The organism is Stutzerimonas sp. FeSN7 (assembly GCF_030263795.1).
Lineage (GTDB): Bacteria > Pseudomonadota > Gammaproteobacteria > Pseudomonadales > Pseudomonadaceae > Stutzerimonas > Stutzerimonas stutzeri.
Window position 1 is genome coordinate 4,232,473 of record NZ_JARPMN010000001.1, and the last position, 15,269, is coordinate 4,247,741.

General features: G+C 65.7%; 16 protein-coding genes. 14 read left to right on the top strand and 2 right to left on the bottom strand.

The window, feature by feature from the left end; translation table 11 throughout:
- Window positions 1-24: 24 nt before the first annotated feature.
- Complete coding sequence (gene glnL / locus P5703_RS20255) at window positions 25-1,107, top strand: nitrogen regulation protein NR(II) (RefSeq protein WP_014595587.1); 1,083 nt, start codon at window positions 25-27, stop codon at window positions 1,105-1,107.
- A complete protein-coding gene (gene ntrC, locus P5703_RS20260; RefSeq protein WP_011911587.1) occupies window positions 1,104-2,540 on the top strand; it encodes a nitrogen regulation protein NR(I) in 1,437 nt (478 codons plus the stop codon). Before glnL ends, ntrC begins: the two co-directional genes overlap by 4 nt.
- 83 nt (window positions 2,541-2,623) lie before the next feature.
- On the opposite strand, the gene P5703_RS20265 is transcribed toward ntrC, so the two are convergent.
- Window positions 2,624-3,070: a hypothetical protein gene (locus P5703_RS20265; RefSeq protein ID WP_043942085.1), complete on the bottom strand. Its 447-nt coding sequence runs from the start codon at window positions 3,068-3,070 to the stop codon at window positions 2,624-2,626.
- Between P5703_RS20265 and P5703_RS20270 the strand changes: the two genes are divergently transcribed.
- The 6 genes from P5703_RS20270 to P5703_RS20295 all read left to right on the top strand — a co-directional run bounded on the left by P5703_RS20270 (window position 3,069) and on the right by P5703_RS20295 (window position 10,697).
- Window positions 3,069-3,551: a tRNA (cytidine(34)-2'-O)-methyltransferase gene (locus P5703_RS20270; protein WP_011911585.1), complete on the top strand. Its 483-nt coding sequence runs from the start codon at window positions 3,069-3,071 to the stop codon at window positions 3,549-3,551. The two genes, P5703_RS20265 and P5703_RS20270, sit on opposite strands and share 2 nt — an antisense overlap.
- 89 nt (window positions 3,552-3,640) lie before the next feature.
- Window positions 3,641-6,013, top strand: coding sequence for an FdhF/YdeP family oxidoreductase (locus tag P5703_RS20275; RefSeq protein ID WP_279641166.1), 2,373 nt, complete (start codon window positions 3,641-3,643; stop codon window positions 6,011-6,013).
- Window positions 6,014-6,133: 120 nt separating this feature from the next.
- Window positions 6,134-6,670, top strand: coding sequence for an ATP-dependent protease subunit HslV (gene hslV, locus P5703_RS20280; protein WP_011911583.1), 537 nt, complete (start codon window positions 6,134-6,136; stop codon window positions 6,668-6,670).
- A gap of 27 nt (window positions 6,671-6,697) precedes the next feature.
- On the top strand, window positions 6,698-8,041 hold the full coding sequence (gene hslU / locus P5703_RS20285; RefSeq protein ID WP_011911582.1) for an ATP-dependent protease ATPase subunit HslU: 1,344 nt from the start codon (window positions 6,698-6,700) through the stop codon (window positions 8,039-8,041).
- 48 nt (window positions 8,042-8,089) lie between these two features.
- A complete protein-coding gene (locus P5703_RS20290) occupies window positions 8,090-8,464 on the top strand; it encodes a gamma-butyrobetaine hydroxylase family protein (RefSeq protein WP_011911581.1) in 375 nt (124 codons plus the stop codon).
- 301 nt (window positions 8,465-8,765) lie between these two features.
- Complete coding sequence (locus P5703_RS20295; RefSeq protein ID WP_011911580.1) at window positions 8,766-10,697, top strand: methyl-accepting chemotaxis protein; 1,932 nt, start codon at window positions 8,766-8,768, stop codon at window positions 10,695-10,697.
- A 37-nt stretch (window positions 10,698-10,734) separates the two neighbouring features.
- Here P5703_RS20295 and P5703_RS20300 read toward each other — a convergent pair whose 3' ends face one another.
- Window positions 10,735-11,010 carry a polyhydroxyalkanoic acid system family protein gene (locus P5703_RS20300; protein WP_013981490.1) on the bottom strand — a complete coding sequence of 92 codons (276 nt, stop codon included), beginning with the start codon at window positions 11,008-11,010 and terminating at the stop codon, window positions 10,735-10,737.
- Window positions 11,011-11,196: 186 nt separating this feature from the next.
- Between P5703_RS20300 and ubiE the strand changes: the two genes are divergently transcribed.
- Genes ubiE through tatA form a run of 6 tightly spaced genes read left to right on the top strand, consistent with a single transcriptional unit; the run spans window position 11,197 to window position 15,215 of the window.
- Complete coding sequence (gene ubiE / locus P5703_RS20305) at window positions 11,197-11,967, top strand: bifunctional demethylmenaquinone methyltransferase/2-methoxy-6-polyprenyl-1,4-benzoquinol methylase UbiE (protein ID WP_017244765.1); 771 nt, start codon at window positions 11,197-11,199, stop codon at window positions 11,965-11,967.
- The gene (locus P5703_RS20310; protein WP_045157966.1) at window positions 11,967-12,590 is read left to right on the top strand and encodes a ubiquinone biosynthesis accessory factor UbiJ; all 624 of its coding nucleotides are present in this window, start codon (window positions 11,967-11,969) and stop codon (window positions 12,588-12,590) included. Before ubiE ends, P5703_RS20310 begins: the two co-directional genes overlap by 1 nt.
- The gene (ubiB, locus tag P5703_RS20315) at window positions 12,587-14,194 is read left to right on the top strand and encodes a ubiquinone biosynthesis regulatory protein kinase UbiB (RefSeq protein WP_011911576.1); all 1,608 of its coding nucleotides are present in this window, start codon (window positions 12,587-12,589) and stop codon (window positions 14,192-14,194) included. Before P5703_RS20310 ends, ubiB begins: the two co-directional genes overlap by 4 nt.
- Window positions 14,195-14,243: 49 nt before the next feature.
- A complete protein-coding gene (hisI, locus tag P5703_RS20320; protein WP_011911575.1) occupies window positions 14,244-14,639 on the top strand; it encodes a phosphoribosyl-AMP cyclohydrolase in 396 nt (131 codons plus the stop codon).
- Window positions 14,632-14,964, top strand: coding sequence for a phosphoribosyl-ATP diphosphatase (locus P5703_RS20325; protein WP_011911574.1), 333 nt, complete (start codon window positions 14,632-14,634; stop codon window positions 14,962-14,964). Before hisI ends, P5703_RS20325 begins: the two co-directional genes overlap by 8 nt.
- 20 nt (window positions 14,965-14,984) lie before the next feature.
- Window positions 14,985-15,215 carry a twin-arginine translocase TatA/TatE family subunit gene (tatA, locus tag P5703_RS20330; RefSeq protein ID WP_011911573.1) on the top strand — a complete coding sequence of 77 codons (231 nt, stop codon included), beginning with the start codon at window positions 14,985-14,987 and terminating at the stop codon, window positions 15,213-15,215.
- The last annotated feature ends 54 nt before the right edge of the window (window positions 15,216-15,269 follow it).

The window sequence follows — 15,269 nt, forward strand, 5'->3', positions numbered from 1 at the left end:
CGAACCTTCGGATGCAGACCAGCCATGATCAACGAAGCCCTGCAACGCCTGCTGATCGAGAACCTGACCACCGCAACGCTGCTGCTCAACTCGCGCTTGCGTCTGGAATACATGAACCCGGCAGCCGAAATGCTGCTGGCCGTCAGCGGTCAGCGCAGCCATGGGCAATTCATCAGCGAACTGTTCACCGAATCACCGGAAGCCCTGGCGGCATTGCGCCAGGCTGTGGAAGAAGCCCACCCCTTCACCAAACGCGAGGCAACCCTGACCTCCGCCACCGGCCAGTCGCTGACCGTCGACTACGCGGTGACACCGGTGCTGACGCGCCAGGAGACCATGCTGTTGCTGGAAGTGCTGCCACGCGACCGGCTGCTGCGCATCACCAAGGAAGAGGCCCAGCTGTCCAAGCAGGAAACCACCAAGATGCTGGTGCGCGGCCTGGCCCACGAGATCAAGAACCCGCTGGGCGGCATTCGCGGCGCGGCGCAGCTGCTGGCCCGCGAGCTGCCGGAAGAACACCTGAAGGACTACACCGAAGTCATCATCGAGGAAGCCGACCGGCTGAGAAACCTCGTCGACCGCATGCTTGGCTCGAACAAGCTGCCGTCGCTGGCGATGACCAACATCCACGAAGTGCTCGAACATGTGGCCAGCCTGATCGACGCCGAATGCCAGGGAAGCATCATTTTGGTGCGCGACTATGACCCGAGCATTCCCGAGGTCCTGATGGACCGCGAACAGATGATCCAGGCCGTGCTCAATATCATGCGCAACGCCATGCAGGCCCTCGCCGGGCAGAACGAGCTGGGCCTGGGCCGCCTGACCCTGCGCACCCGCACGCTGCGCCAGTTCACCATCGGCCATATCCGTCATCGCTTGGTGGCGCGCATCGAGATCATCGACAACGGCCCGGGCATTCCCGCCGAACTGCAGAACACGCTCTTCTACCCGATGGTCAGCGGTCGCCCGGACGGAACCGGGCTGGGCCTGGCCATCACCCAGAACATCATCAGTCAGCACCAGGGTCTGATCGAATGCGAGAGTCATCCTGGCCACACCGTGTTCTCGATCTTCCTTCCGCTGGAACAAGGAGCCACATCAGCATGAGCCGAAGCGAAAACGTCTGGATCGTCGACGACGACCGCTCCATCCGCTGGGTCCTGGAAAAGGCCCTGCAACAGGAAGGCATGGCCACGCAGAGCTTCGACAGCGCTGACAGCGTGCTGGCCCGCCTCGCCCGCCAGCAGCCGGATGTGATCATCTCCGACATCCGCATGCCCGGCCTCAGCGGCCTGGACATGCTCTCGCAGATCCGCGAGCAGTACCCGCGCCTGCCGGTGATCATCATGACCGCGCACTCCGACCTGGACAGCGCGGTGGCTTCCTACCAGGGCGGCGCCTTCGAGTACTTGCCCAAGCCGTTCGACGTCGACGACGCCGTGTCGCTGGTCAAGCGCGCCAACCAGCACGCCCAGGAACAGCAGAACCAGCAGCAGCCGGCCAACCGTCATCACACACCGGAGATCATCGGCGAGGCACCGGCGATGCAGGAGGTGTTCCGCGCCATCGGCCGCCTCAGCCACTCCAACATCACCGTGCTGATCAACGGCGAGTCGGGTACCGGCAAGGAGCTGGTCGCCCATGCCCTGCACCGCCACAGCCCGCGTTCGGCGTCGCCGTTCATCGCGCTGAACATGGCGGCGATTCCCAAGGACCTGATGGAATCCGAGCTGTTCGGTCACGAGAAAGGTGCCTTCACCGGTGCGGCCAACCAGCGCCGCGGCCGCTTCGAGCAGGCCGACGGCGGCACCCTGTTCCTCGACGAGATCGGCGACATGCCGGCCGACACCCAGACCCGCCTGCTGCGCGTGCTGGCCGATGGCGAGTTCTACCGGGTCGGCGGCCACACGCCGGTGCGGGTCGACGTGCGCATCATCGCCGCGACGCACCAGGACCTGGAAACCCTGGTGCAGGCCGGCAAGTTCCGCGAAGACCTGTTCCACCGGCTGAACGTCATCCGCATCCACATTCCGCGCCTGGCCGATCGCCGCGAAGACATTCCGGCACTGGCCGAACACTTCCTCGCCAGCGCCGCGCAGGAGCTGTCGGTGGAGACCAAGGTGCTCAAGCCGGAAACCAAGGAATACCTGCAGCATCTGCCCTGGCCGGGCAACGTGCGCCAACTGGAGAACACCTGCCGCTGGATCACGGTCATGGCGTCCGGGCGCGAAGTGCATGTCGACGACCTGCCACCGGAGCTGCTCAACCAGCAGGCCGAGGCGCAGCCGGCGCACAACTGGGAACAGGCGCTGCGCAACTGGTCGGATCAGGCCCTGGCGCGCGGCCAGAGCAACCTGCTCGACGAGGCGGTGCCGGCCTTCGAGCGCATCATGATCGAGACCGCGCTCAAGCACACCGCCGGTCGCCGACGCGATGCCGCCCTGTTGCTCGGCTGGGGTCGCAACACCCTGACGCGCAAGATCAAGGAGCTGGGCATGCGCGTCGATGGCAGCGATGACGACGACGGCGACGACAGCTGATCAGACGTTGATCCGACCTGCGACAAAGAACCCCGCCACTGGCGGGGTTCTTCTTTCTGACGCACCAGCCATGTGCGAATCCGTCATGGCCGCCAGGGCGACACGCTGACCTCCACCTGCCAGCCGCCGTCGACGCGCGCGCCCTGCCACTGCCCCTGCAGCCGGCGCGCCGCCACCAGATGCAACAGCAGGCCCTTCTCGGTCTGCTGCACGCGCCAGGCCACAGGCATGCCGTCGATCTGCAGCTGCCCGGATTGCGCCTCGCCCTCGGCCTGGAACAACAGGGCGAACGCCCCCTCCAGATGCTCGTCATAGGTCTCCGGCTTGCGGTCGAAGCGCAGCGACAGCCCCTGTGGCAGCACCTGCACCGCCTCCAGCTGCACCGGCCCGGGCGCGGTGAGCCGGCCGATCATCAGCCCCACCAGCAGCCCGATCAGCACCAGCGAACCGAAAAAGGTCCGGCGTATGCGGCGCATCGGGTCCTTCGCCCCGGTAGAATGCCGCCGGTCTTCAACCTCGGTGCTGCGCATGTTTCACGTGATCCTGTTCCAACCGGAAATACCGCCCAATACCGGCAACATTATCAGGCTCTGCGCCAATACCGGCTGCCACCTGCACCTGATCGAGCCGCTGGGTTACGAGCTGGACGATAAACGCCTGCGCCGCGCCGGCCTGGATTATCACGAATATGCCACGCTGGAGCGCCACGCCGATCTGCCGAGCTGCCTCGCGCGGATCGGCATCGACGCCGCCAACCCGGACGGCCCACGGCTATTCGCCTTCACCACCAAGGGCTCGCAGCCCTTTCACGAGGTGCGTTACCGGCGCGGCGACGCCCTGCTGTTCGGCCCCGAAAGCCGCGGCCTGCCGCCAGATATCCGCGATGCCCTGCCCAACGAGCAGCGCTTGCGCCTGCCGATGCGTCCCGACAGCCGCAGCCTGAACCTGTCCAACACAGTGGCCATCGCGGTGTACGAGGCCTGGCGTCAGCACGGTTTCGCCATGGAGTGAATCGCACAACCTTGTGACAAAGCGCCCTGAACGATCCGGCGCGGGTCCCGTCGTACACAGACAAGCTCCCTTGCGAAAGGAGGAACGACGTGTCCCAGACCAAGTTCAAACCCTACCGTGCACCGGCCGGTGGCTGGGGATCGGCCTACTCCGTCGCCAACATCCTGCTGCGTGAACGCGTCTCGCCGGCCGGCATCGGCCTGCTGCTCAAGCAGAACAAGCCGATCGACGGCTTCGCCTGCGTCAGCTGCGCCTGGGCCAAGCCGCACCCCTCGCGGCCGCTGTCGTTCTGCGAGAACGGCGCCAAGGCCACGGCATGGGAAAACACCTCGTTGCGTTGCGGCCCGGAATTCTTCGCCAGGCACAGCGTCAGCGAGCTGCTCAACTGGAGCGACTTCGACTTGGAACAACAGGGCCGGCTGACCCATCCGCTGCGCTACGATGCCGCCAGCGACCATTACCAGCCGGTCAGCTGGGACAGCGCCTTCGCCGAGATCGGCGCCGAACTCAAGGCCATGGACGATCCCGACCAGGTGGTGTTCTACATGTCCGGGCGTGCGGCGCTGGAGACGGCCTACATGTATGGCCTGCTGGCGCGCCTGTACGGCACCAACAACCTGCCGGACAGTTCCAACATGTGCCACGAGAGCACCTCGGTGGCGCTGCCGGAAAGCATTGGTGTACCGGTGGCCACGGTCACCCTGAACGACCTCGAGCACACCGACGGGCTGTTCTTCTTCGGCCAGAATACCGGTACCTCCAGCCCGCGCATGCTCCATGAACTGCAGGCCGCGCGCGAGCGCGGGGCCGAGATCGTCACCTTCAACCCGCTGCGTGAGCGTGGCCTGGAGCGTTTCGTCAACCCGCAGTCGCCGCGCGAGATGCTGACGCCGGACAGCACGGTGATCAGCACCCAGTATCACCAGCTGGCCATCGGCGGCGACATGGCGGCCATCGCCGGGATGTGCAAGGCGCTGTTCGCCATGGACGACCTGGCCATGGCCGAAGGGCGTCAGAGGGTGCTCGATGTCGCCTTCATCGAGCAGCACACCCATGGCTTCGAGGCCTTCGAAGCACGCATCCGCAGCTACACCTGGGAGCAGCTGGAGCGTCGCTCCGGCCTCACCCGCGCAGCGATGGAAGCGGCGGCCACCGCCTATGCCCGCTGCGAGCGGGTGATCGCCCCCTATGGTATGGGCCTGACCCAGCACCGCCACGGCGTGCAGACCATCCAGATGTTGGTCAACCTGCTCCTGCTGCGCGGCAACATGGGCAAGGAGGGCGCGGGCATCCTGCCGGTGCGCGGCCACTCCAACGTGCAGGGTCAGCGCACCGTCGGCATCACCGAAAAGGCAGCGAAGGTGCCGGTGGACAACCTGCGTCGGCAGTTCGGTTTCGAGCCGCCGAGCGAAGATGGCGTGAATACGGTAGAGGCCTGCGAGGGCATCCTCGACGGCAGGATCCGCGGCTTCATCGGCCTGGGCGGCAACTTCGTCCGCGCCATTCCTGACACCCTGCAGATGGAGCCGGCCTGGCGCAAACTGCGGTTGTCGGTCCAGGTGTCGACCAAGCTCAACCGCAATCACCTGATCACCGGCGAAGTGTCCTATATCTTGCCTTGCCTCGGTCGCACCGAGATCGACCGCCAGGCCACCGGCGAGCAACGCCACACAACCGAGGACAGCACCGGCTGCATCCGGGCCTGGCGCGGCGCCGCCGAGCCGGCTGACGAACTGCTCTTATCGGAACCGGCGATCATCGCGCGACTGGCCAAGGCCACGCTCGCGCCCAATCCGATGCTGGACTGGGACGCCTGGGTCGCGGACTACAGTCTGATCCGCGACGCCATCGCCGAGAGCTACCCGGAGATCTTCCACGACTTCAATGTGCGCATGATGGAACCCGGCGGCTTCCATCGCCCGCTCGGCGCCAGCCAGCGGCGCTGGGACACCGAGACCGGCAAGGCCAACTTCATCAACCCGCCTTCGCTGAGCATGGACCCGGATACCGAGGAAGGCGGCCACGAACGGCACGACGTGCTGCAGATGATGACGCTGCGCAGCAACGACCAGTTCAATACCACGGTCTACGGGTACGACGACCGCTTCCGCGGCATTCACGGCACCCGCGCGGTGATCCTGATGAACCGCAACGACATCGTCCGCCTGGGCCTGGCCGAGAACGACCGCATCGAGGCGATCACCGTGGTCGATGACGGCGTACACCGCGCGGTCGGCCCGCTGCGGGTGACGCCCTACAGCATTCCGGAGGGCTGCTGCGCAGGCTACTACCCCGAATGCAACGCCCTGCTGCCGGTCTGGCACCATGCCGAACGCAGCAAGGTGCCGGCGGCCAAGTCGATTCCGGTCCGGCTGCGCAAGATGATCGCCGCGGCGGTAGCCGGCGACGTGCCGCGCCAGCCCAGCCGCCCGCAACGCAGCGAACAACCAGGGCCTGCGTAGCGCCTCGTGCAGAACCACGGCTGTCGATGAACCTCACCGACAGCCGTTGAAAAGCCGGCAGCAGTCCCCCATATCAACCGCATTCGGGCATTCATCGCCCCGCAGTGTGGAGATTTTCCTTTGACCACCATCGTTTCAGTGCGCCGCAACGGCAAAGTCGTCATGGGCGGCGACGGCCAGGTTTCCCTCGGCAACACCGTCATGAAAGGCAACGCCAAGAAGGTCCGCCGCCTCTATCACGGCCAGGTCCTGGCCGGCTTCGCCGGCGCCACCGCCGATGCCTTCACCCTCTTCGAGCGCTTCGAAGGTCAGCTGGAGAAGCACCAGGGCCATCTGGTGCGCGCCGCCGTCGAGCTGGCCAAGGACTGGCGCACCGACCGCTCCCTGAGCCGTCTGGAAGCCATGCTCGCCGTCGCCAACAAGGATGCCTCGCTGATCATCACCGGGAACGGCGACGTGGTGCAGCCCGAAGACGACCTGATCGCCATGGGCTCCGGCGGCGGCTTCGCCCAGGCCGCGGCCAAGGCCCTGCTGCTCAAGGCCGGCGCCGACATGTCGGCCCAGGAAATCGCCGAGACGGCGTTGAACATCGCCGGCAGCATCTGCGTGTTCACCAATCAGAACCTGACCATCGAGGAGCTCGACAGCGCGGTCTAATCGCCTGTCGTTCCGGAGTACCGCACCATGTCCATGACGCCCCGCGAGATCGTCCACGAACTCAACCGCCACATCATCGGCCAGGACGACGCCAAGCGCGCCGTGGCCATCGCCCTGCGCAACCGCTGGCGGCGCATGCAGCTGCCCGCCGAGCTGCGCCAGGAAGTCACCCCGAAGAACATTCTGATGATCGGCCCCACCGGCGTCGGCAAGACCGAAATTGCCCGCCGCCTGGCCAAGCTGGCCAACGCGCCGTTCCTGAAAGTGGAAGCCACCAAGTTCACCGAGGTCGGCTATGTCGGCCGTGACGTCGAATCGATCATCCGCGATCTGGCCGACGCGGCGCTGAAGATGCTGCGCGAGCAGGAGGTGCACAAGATGCGCCACCGCGCCGAAGACGCCGCCGAAGAACGCATCCTCGACGCCCTGCTGCCGCCGGCGCGCCCGGTAGGCTTTTCCGAAGAGCCGGTGCAGAGCGGTGATTCCAACACCCGTCAGCTGTTCCGCAAGCGCCTGCGCGAAGGCCAGCTGGACGACAAGGAGATCGACATCGAGGTCGCCGAGAGCCCGGCCGGGGTGGAGATCATGGCCCCGCCCGGCATGGAGGAGATGACCAACCAGCTGCAGAACCTCTTCGCCAACATGGGCAAGGGCAAGAAGAAGAGCCGCAAGCTGAAGATCAAGGAAGCCTTCAAGCTCATCCGCGACGAGGAAGCCGCGCGCCTGGTCAACGAAGAAGACCTCAAGGCCCGCGCCCTGGAGGCGGTGGAGCAGAACGGCATCGTCTTCATCGACGAGATCGACAAGGTTGCCAAGCGCGGCAATACCAGCGGCGCCGACGTTTCCCGCGAGGGCGTGCAGCGCGACCTGCTGCCGCTGATCGAGGGCAGCACGGTCAACACCAAGCTGGGCATGGTCAAGACCGACCATATTCTCTTCATCGCCTCCGGCGCCTTCCACCTGTCCAAGCCCAGCGACCTGGTGCCGGAACTGCAGGGTCGCCTGCCGATCCGCGTGGAGCTCAAAGCGCTGTCACCGCAGGACTTCGAGCGCATCCTCACCGAGCCGCATGCGGCGCTCACCGAGCAGTACCGCGAGCTGCTGAAGACCGAAGGGCTGCACATCGAGTTTCTCGAGGACGGCATCAAGCGCATCGCCGAGATCGCCTGGCAGGTCAACGAAAAGACCGAGAACATCGGTGCCCGTCGCCTGCACACCCTGCTCGAGCGTCTGCTGGAGGAGGTCTCCTTCAGTGCAGCCGACCTGGCCGGCAAGCAGCAGGGCGAACCGATCCGCATCGACGCCGCCTACGTCAACGAGCACCTCGGCGAACTGGCTCAGGACGAAGACCTGTCGCGCTACATCCTCTGACCGTCACGGCCGTGGCCATTGCCACGGCCGATTTTTCCGGAGCGTCGCATGCGCATCCCCACTGCCATCAAACTGCACAAGGCGTCCAGAACGCTGGAACTGGAATACGGCGCCGACGAGCGCTACGTGCTGCCCGCCGAGTTCCTGCGCGTGCATTCGCCATCGGCGGAAGTCCAGGGCCACGGCAACCCGGTGCTGCAGACCGGCAAGCTGAAGGTCGCGCTGGAGCAGATCGAGCCGGCCGGCCAGTACGCCCTGAAGCTGACCTTCAGCGACGGCCACGACAGCGGCCTCTACACCTGGGACTACCTCGAACGCCTGGCGCTGAATCAGCAGGCGCTGTGGGACGCCTATCTCGCGGCACTGGCGGCCGCCGGCAAGTCCCGCGACCCCGATGAGTCCGTGGTCAAGCTGATGCTCTGAGCCGCCGTGGCGAGGATTGCACCCTCCCGCTCTTGCGCGCCTGACCGATTCAAAGTCGTAACCGCCGGCGCCTCCCCGCCTGCTTCATGCCTTGCCCCACCGCTTCCAGAGCCACACGACCACAGCGCGACCCTGCGGTCGAAAAACGACAGCCGAGCCGCACAAGCGCTTAAGAAACCTCCGAGGCCGGCCGCTAAGTGCAGGGACACTTACGCGCCGCTAATGCGGCGACCCGGCACAAGACGCCTCGCTGCAGTGTTCTTGCGACTGCGCCTGCCTCGACTTTCTGGAGCGTTCACACATGATCTCCCGCTTTTTCACCGACCTGGCCGTCACGCGCAAGCTTGGCCTGGGCTTCGGTTTCATGGTCCTGCTGACACTTCTGGTTGCCGCCATCGCCGTCACCAGCCTGAACGGGTTGCTGGAGCGCAACCAGAAGCAGACCCGCCTGTCCCAGGTCCAGGAAGCGTCCTACGCGGTGGATACCGCACGCACCCTGTTCGAACAAAGCGGCAGCGACGCCCACGCCCAGCAGGTGACCGGCAAGATCGGCGAAGTCCGCAACCACCTGCAGGACATCCGCACCACCCTGACTGCCGCCGATGACCAGCGCGACATCGCCTCCGCGCTCCAGTATGCCGAGCGCATCGAGCGCAGCTTCCAGGAGCTGAAGCAGGCCCGCGAAAGCCGCGAACAGAGCCGGGGCGTGATGGTCAGCAGCGCCGGCGAGGCCCTCAAGGCGCTCGGCGAACTGGAAGAGCAGATCTACCAGACCCTCGAACAGTCCGCCGACGACCCGCTCGTCGTACAGCAGGCCCGCGCCCTCGCCGAACTAACCCGGCGCGTACTGGAGAGCCGCTACCTGGTGCGTGGCTACATCTTCCAGCACACCGAAGAGTCTGCGCAGCTCGCCTATGCCGGCCTCGATCGCTCCCGTGAACAGGCCGATCTGCTGCGCGGCCTGCTACCCGTCGATCAACACAGCCATCTCGACCGCATGACCAGCGCCCTGCAGCGCTACCGTGCAGCGATCGAGACCTTCAAGGTCGGCATGGATGCGACCATCCAGGCTCGCACGGCGCTGGCCTCCGAAATCGGCGGTCTGCTGGAAATCAACGGCAATCTGTACCGCAACCAGCAGACCAAGATGCTCGGCGAAACGCAGCAGGCGCGCATCCAGACGATGCTGACCGCCTTCGCCAGTGCACTGCTCGGCCTGCTCGCGGCCTGGTTCATCGCCCGCCAGATCATTCTGCCGTTGCGCCACACCCTGGCCATGGCCCGGCGCATCGCCGACGGCGACCTCTCCGGCCAGGACAGCGCGCAACGCCGCGACGAGCTGGGCCAGCTGGAAAGCGCGATGCAGGACATGCGCCAGAGTCTGCGCAAGCTGATCGGCAGCATCGGCGACAGCTCGACGCAGATCGCCGCCGCTGCCGAGGAGCTGTCTGCCGTCACCGAGCAGACCAGCGCCGGCGTCAACGATCAGCGCCAGGAGACCGATCAGGTGGCCACGGCGGTGAACGAGATGGCCGCCACCGTTCAGGAAGTGGCGCGCAATGCGGTCGATGCCGCACAGGCCACTGCCGAAGCGGACCAGCAGGCGGTACAGGGCGAGAAGCTGGCAGGCGACGCCGTCGCCCAGATCGAGCGCATGGCGATGCAGGTCGCCAATACCGGCGAGGCGATGGAGCACCTACGCCGCGACAGCGATGCCATCGGCAGTGTGCTGGACGTGATCAAGGCAGTCGCCGAGCAGACCAATCTGCTGGCGCTCAATGCCGCCATCGAGGCGGCGCGGGCTGGTGAAGCCGGCCGCGGCTTCGCCGTGGTGGCAGACGAAGTACGCGCCCTGGCGCAACGCACCCAGCAATCGACCGAGGAGATCGAGAAGCTGATCGGCACCCTGCAGAACAGTGCCCAGAGCGCCAGCCAACTGATGCGCGACAATCAGCAGCTGAGTGACAGCACGGTCGAACTGACCCGCCGGGCCGGAGACGCCCTGAGCGTCATCGCCCGTACCGTGTCGACCATCCAGAGCATGAACCAGCAGATCGCGGCGGCGGCCGAGCAGCAGAGCGCCGTGGCCGAGGAGATCAACCGCAGCGTGGTCAGCGTGCGTGACATTTCCCTGCAAACCGCCACCGCCAGTGACGAGACGGCGCGCGCCAGCACCGAACTGGCCCAGCTGGGCAACGCGCTCCAGCAGCAGATCGGCCGCTTCCGCCTCTGACTGCCAGGCGCAGGGCCACGTGGCCCTGCGCCGCCGTTCAGGCCAGCGCCTTGTCCAGTGCCCGCTCGATCTGGCCCTGAATGCTGCTGCCCATGGCCGAAAGCAGCAGGCCGAGGTTGAGCAGCACCTTCACGCTGTCCTCGCGCACTTCGATGCGCCCGTCCGCGCCACTGCGCCTGACCGCCAGCACATCACCCTGCCACTGACAGCTCACGCCGAACTCGCGGGCCAGGCGTGCGGCGAGCTCGTCGGCCTTTTCGCGGGCCGCGTCGCGGCCGAGGTTGTGGGAACGTTCGACGATGATCTGCGCCATGACGGCTCCTGGCTGCGCCCGAAAAGGCGCGCACTATAGCAAAGTGGCAAGTCTGCTCCGCGGCACCCCGAGCTCGACCCTGCGACATGTCGCCGCTAGACCTTTTGCCGGCCGCCACCTGCTCGACGCTTATCAGCCGCCTTTTTAGGTTTAGAATGCCGGGCACATTCTTCGGGTGAAAGTGACATGACCGATCCTCGCAAAGCGCATGACGCAGAACCGACCACCCATTTCGGCTACAAGAACGTGCCGGAAAGCCAGAAGGCGCAGAAGGTGGCCGAGGTGTTCCATTCCGTTGCCGCCAAGTACGACCTGATGAACGACCTGATGTCCGGCGGCATCCACCGACTGTGGAAGCGCTTCACCATCGAGCTGTCCGGCGCGCGCCACGGCAATCGGATTCTGGACATCGCCGGCGGCACCGGCGACCTGACCCGCCAGTTCTCCCGCATTGTCGGCCCCACGGGTGAAGTGGTGCTGGCCGACATCAATGCCTCAATGCTCAAGGTCGGCCGCGACAAGCTGCTGGACAAGGGCGTGGCCGGCAACGTCAGGTTCGTCCAGGCCGATGCCGAGAAGCTGCCCTTCCCGGACAATTATTTCGACGTGGTCACCATCGCCTTCGGCCTGCGCAACGTCACCCACAAGGAAGACGCCATCGCCTCGATGCTGCGCGTGCTCAAGCCGGGCGGCCGGCTGCTGGTGCTGGAATTCTCCAAGCCGACCAACCAGCTGTTCTCCAAGGCCTACGACGCCTACTCGTTCAGCCTGCTGCCGATGATGGGCAAGCTGATCACCAACGATGCCGACAGCTACCGCTACCTGGCCGAGTCGATCCGCATGCACCCGGATCAGGAAACCCTCAAGGGCATGATGGAAGCTGCCGGTTTCGAGCGCGTCAGCTACCACAACATGACCGGCGGCATCGTCGCCCTGCACCGCGGCATCAAGCCCTGATGCTGCGCGCTGCCCTGCTGGCCGGCGCCGAGCGCGGCATCAATCGCGTCCTGCGTCTGGACCCGACCGCACTGCCGCGGCTGGCGCGCCTGAGTGGCCGGGTCATCGAGATCGACTGCACGGCCCCGGCCTGGCGCCTGTTCATCCTCGCCGACGATGAAGGACTGCGTCTGGCCGGCACCTGGGGTAGCGACGCCGACTGCCGGCTGCGCGCGCCGGCGAGCAGCCTGCTGCGCCTGGCCGTCAGCCGCAACAAGACCGCGGTGCTGCATGGTCCGGACGTCGAGATCGAGGGCGACAGCGGCTTGCTGATGAACCTCGCGGAGGTGCTGCAGGACCTGGAGCTGGACTGGGAGTACGAGATTTCCCGCTGGCTCGGTCCGGTCGGTGCACAGCTGCTCGGCTCCAGCCTGCGCAACCCGCTGGACTGGCTGCGCGACAGCGCGGGCTCGCTGCGCCAGGATCTGGCCGACTATCTCAGCGAGGAGTCACGCACGCTGGTCGGCCAGGCCGAAGCCCAGGCGCGCTTCGACGAACTGGATGACATGAAACTCGCCCTCGACCGACTCGAGGCGCGCATCGAGCGCCTCGCCCTCAACCTGAATCCAGATCGCTCCGAATGAAGCTGTTCGCCGCCGCACGCCGCCTGTTCCGCATCCTGCTGGTGGTGATCCGCTACCGCCTCGATGACATCATCCTCGACCTGCCGATGCCCTGGTGGTTGCGCGGCACCAGCTATCTGCTGCCCTGGCGCTGGGTTCCGCGGCGGCGCAGCGCGCTGTCGCGGGGCGCTCGTCTGCGCCTGGCGCTGGAAGGGCTGGGGCCGATCTTCATCAAGTTCGGGCAGATTCTCTCGACCCGTCGCGACCTGCTGCCGCCGGATATCGCCGAAGAACTGGCGATGCTGCAGGACCGAGTACCCCCATTCGACTCGGCCGTCGCCACGGCGCTGATCGAGCAGCAGCTGGGTGCCCCGGTCGGCGAACTGTTCGCCCGCTTCGACAGCAAACCGCTGGCCTCCGCGTCCGTGGCCCAGGTGCATGCCGCCAAGCTGCGTTCCGGCGAGGAAGTGGTGGTCAAGGTGGTACGGCCGAACCTCAAGCCGATCATCAGCCAGGACCTGGCCTGGTTGTTCATGCTGGCCAATACCGCCGAACGCATCTCCATCGACGCGCGCCGCCTGCACCTGGTGGAAGTGGTCGACGACTATGCCAAGACCATCTACGACGAACTCGACCTGCTGCGCGAAGCGGCCAACGCCAGCCAGCTCAGGCGTAACTTCGAAGGCTCGGCACTGCTCTACGTGCCGCAGGTGTACTGGGACTATTGCCGGTCGCAAGTGCTCGTCATGGAGCGCATCTATGGCGTACCGGTGACGGACATGGCCGGTCTGGCACGGCAGAACACCGACATGCGCCAGCTGGCCGAACGCGGCGTGGAGATCTTCTTCACCCAGGTGTTCCGCGACAGTTTCTTCCATGCCGACATGCATCCCGGCAACATCTTCGTCAGCACCCATCAGCCGTGGAGCCCGCAGTACATCGCGGTGGATTTCGGCATCGTCGGCAGCCTGACGCCGGAGGACCAGGACTACCTGGCGCGCAACCTGATGGCCTTCTTCAAACGCGACTACCGCAAGGTGGCGCAGCTGCACATCGACTCGGGCTGGGTACCGGCGGAAACCAAGGTCAACGAGTTCGAGGCGGCGATCCGTACCGTCTGCGAGCCGATCTTCGAGAAGCCGCTGAAGGACATCTCCTTCGGTCAGCTGCTGGTGCGCCTGTTCCAGGTGGCGCGGCGCTTCAACATGGAGGTGCAACCGCAACTGGTGCTGCTGCAGAAGACCCTGCTCAATATCGAGGGCCTGGGCCGCGAGCTGTATCCCGACCTCGACCTCTGGAGCACCGGCCAGCCCTACCTCGAGCGCTGGATGCGCGAGCGCATGGGCCCGCGCCAGCTGCTGAAGAACGCCCAGGCGCAGATCGAACAGCTGCCGCACCTGGCGCACATGACCCGCGAACTGCTCGAACGCATGTCGCATCCCCACGCCAACAACCCGCCGCCACCATGGCGCGAGCGCCGCCACTGGCCGCTGCGCCTGGTCGGCGCGATCCTGCTCGGCAGCGGCGCGACGCTCGCCGCCGGCGCCGAGAGCTTTACCGCCCTCAACGCCTGGCCGGCCTGGATCATGCTCGTGGCCGGCACCTTCATCGTGGTGCGCCGATAGCCATCGCTGGTGGGGGCTGGCACACTTGACGCATTGAGCGGAGAATCCGATGAACTGGCTGGACGAAATCAACTGGAACGCCGATGGCCTGGTCCCGGCAATTGCCCAGGACCACAAGACCGGTCGCGTGCTGATGATGGCCTGGATGAATCGCGAGGCGCTGCAGCTGACCGCACAGGAAAACCGCGCCATCTACTGGTCACGTTCGCGTGGCAAGCTGTGGCGCAAGGGCGAGGAGTCCGGACATGTGCAGCAACTGCACGAGCTGCGCCTGGACTGTGATGCCGACGTGATCATCCTGATGGTCGAGCAGATCGGCGGCATCGCCTGCCACACCGGTCGCGAAAGCTGCTTCTACCGCGTGTTCGAGAACGGCGCCTGGAAAGTCGTCGAGCCGGTGCTCAAGGACCCGCACGCCATCTACGCGGAGCACAAGCATGAGTGACACCCTCACCCGCCTGGCCGAGGTGCTGGAGGCCCGCAAGGGCGCGGCGCCGGACAGTTCCTACGTCGCCAGCCTGTATCACAAGGGCCTGAACAAGATTCTCGAGAAGGTCGGCGAGGAATCGGTGGAAACCATACTCGCCGCCAAGGACGCCGCCGTCAGTGGCGATTCCAGCGATCTGATCTACGAAACCGCCGATCTCTGGTTCCACAGCCTGGTCATGCTCGCCGCTCTCGGCCAGCACCCGCAGGCCGTGCTGGATGAACTGGATCGACGCTTCGGTCTCTCCGGACACGCGGAAAAAGCCGCGCGTCCGCAAACCTGATTCACATCGGAGATATCACCATGGGTTTTGGCGGCATCAGCGTCTGGCAACTACTGATCATCCTGCTCATCGTCATCATGCTGTTCGGCACCAAGCGCCTCAAGGGCCTGGGCTCCGACCTCGGTGATGCGATCAAGGGCTTCCGCAAATCCATGGGCACCGACGAGGAAAAGCCTGGCGTGGAAGACAAGCAGAACCACACCATCGATGCGCAGGCGCGCAAGGTCGAAGAACCGACCAAGAAAGACTAGTCCCTGGCTCGACGCGGGCGCGCATTTGCTGCGCGACCGCTCTCTCTATTGATG

Excerpts from the sequence above, each read along its gene's own strand:
- glnL (WP_014595587.1), top strand. The coding sequence starts at position 25 with ATGATCAACGAAGCCCTGCAACGCCTGCTGATCGAGAACCTGACCACC.
- ntrC (WP_011911587.1), top strand. The coding sequence starts at position 1,104 with ATGAGCCGAAGCGAAAACGTCTGGATCGTCGACGACGACCGCTCCATC.
- P5703_RS20270 (WP_011911585.1), top strand. The coding sequence starts at position 3,069 with ATGTTTCACGTGATCCTGTTCCAACCGGAAATACCGCCCAATACCGGC.
- P5703_RS20265 (WP_043942085.1), bottom strand. The coding sequence starts at position 3,070 with ATGCGCAGCACCGAGGTTGAAGACCGGCGGCATTCTACCGGGGCGAAG.
- hslU (WP_011911582.1), top strand. The coding sequence starts at position 6,698 with ATGTCCATGACGCCCCGCGAGATCGTCCACGAACTCAACCGCCACATC.
- P5703_RS20290 (WP_011911581.1), top strand. The coding sequence starts at position 8,090 with ATGCGCATCCCCACTGCCATCAAACTGCACAAGGCGTCCAGAACGCTG.
- P5703_RS20295 (WP_011911580.1), top strand. The coding sequence starts at position 8,766 with ATGATCTCCCGCTTTTTCACCGACCTGGCCGTCACGCGCAAGCTTGGC.
- P5703_RS20300 (WP_013981490.1), bottom strand. The coding sequence starts at position 11,010 with ATGGCGCAGATCATCGTCGAACGTTCCCACAACCTCGGCCGCGACGCG.
- ubiE (WP_017244765.1), top strand. The coding sequence starts at position 11,197 with ATGACCGATCCTCGCAAAGCGCATGACGCAGAACCGACCACCCATTTC.
- P5703_RS20310 (WP_045157966.1), top strand. The coding sequence starts at position 11,967 with ATGCTGCGCGCTGCCCTGCTGGCCGGCGCCGAGCGCGGCATCAATCGC.
- ubiB (WP_011911576.1), top strand. The coding sequence starts at position 12,587 with ATGAAGCTGTTCGCCGCCGCACGCCGCCTGTTCCGCATCCTGCTGGTG.
- hisI (WP_011911575.1), top strand. The coding sequence starts at position 14,244 with ATGAACTGGCTGGACGAAATCAACTGGAACGCCGATGGCCTGGTCCCG.
- P5703_RS20325 (WP_011911574.1), top strand. The coding sequence starts at position 14,632 with ATGAGTGACACCCTCACCCGCCTGGCCGAGGTGCTGGAGGCCCGCAAG.
- tatA (WP_011911573.1), top strand. The coding sequence starts at position 14,985 with ATGGGTTTTGGCGGCATCAGCGTCTGGCAACTACTGATCATCCTGCTC.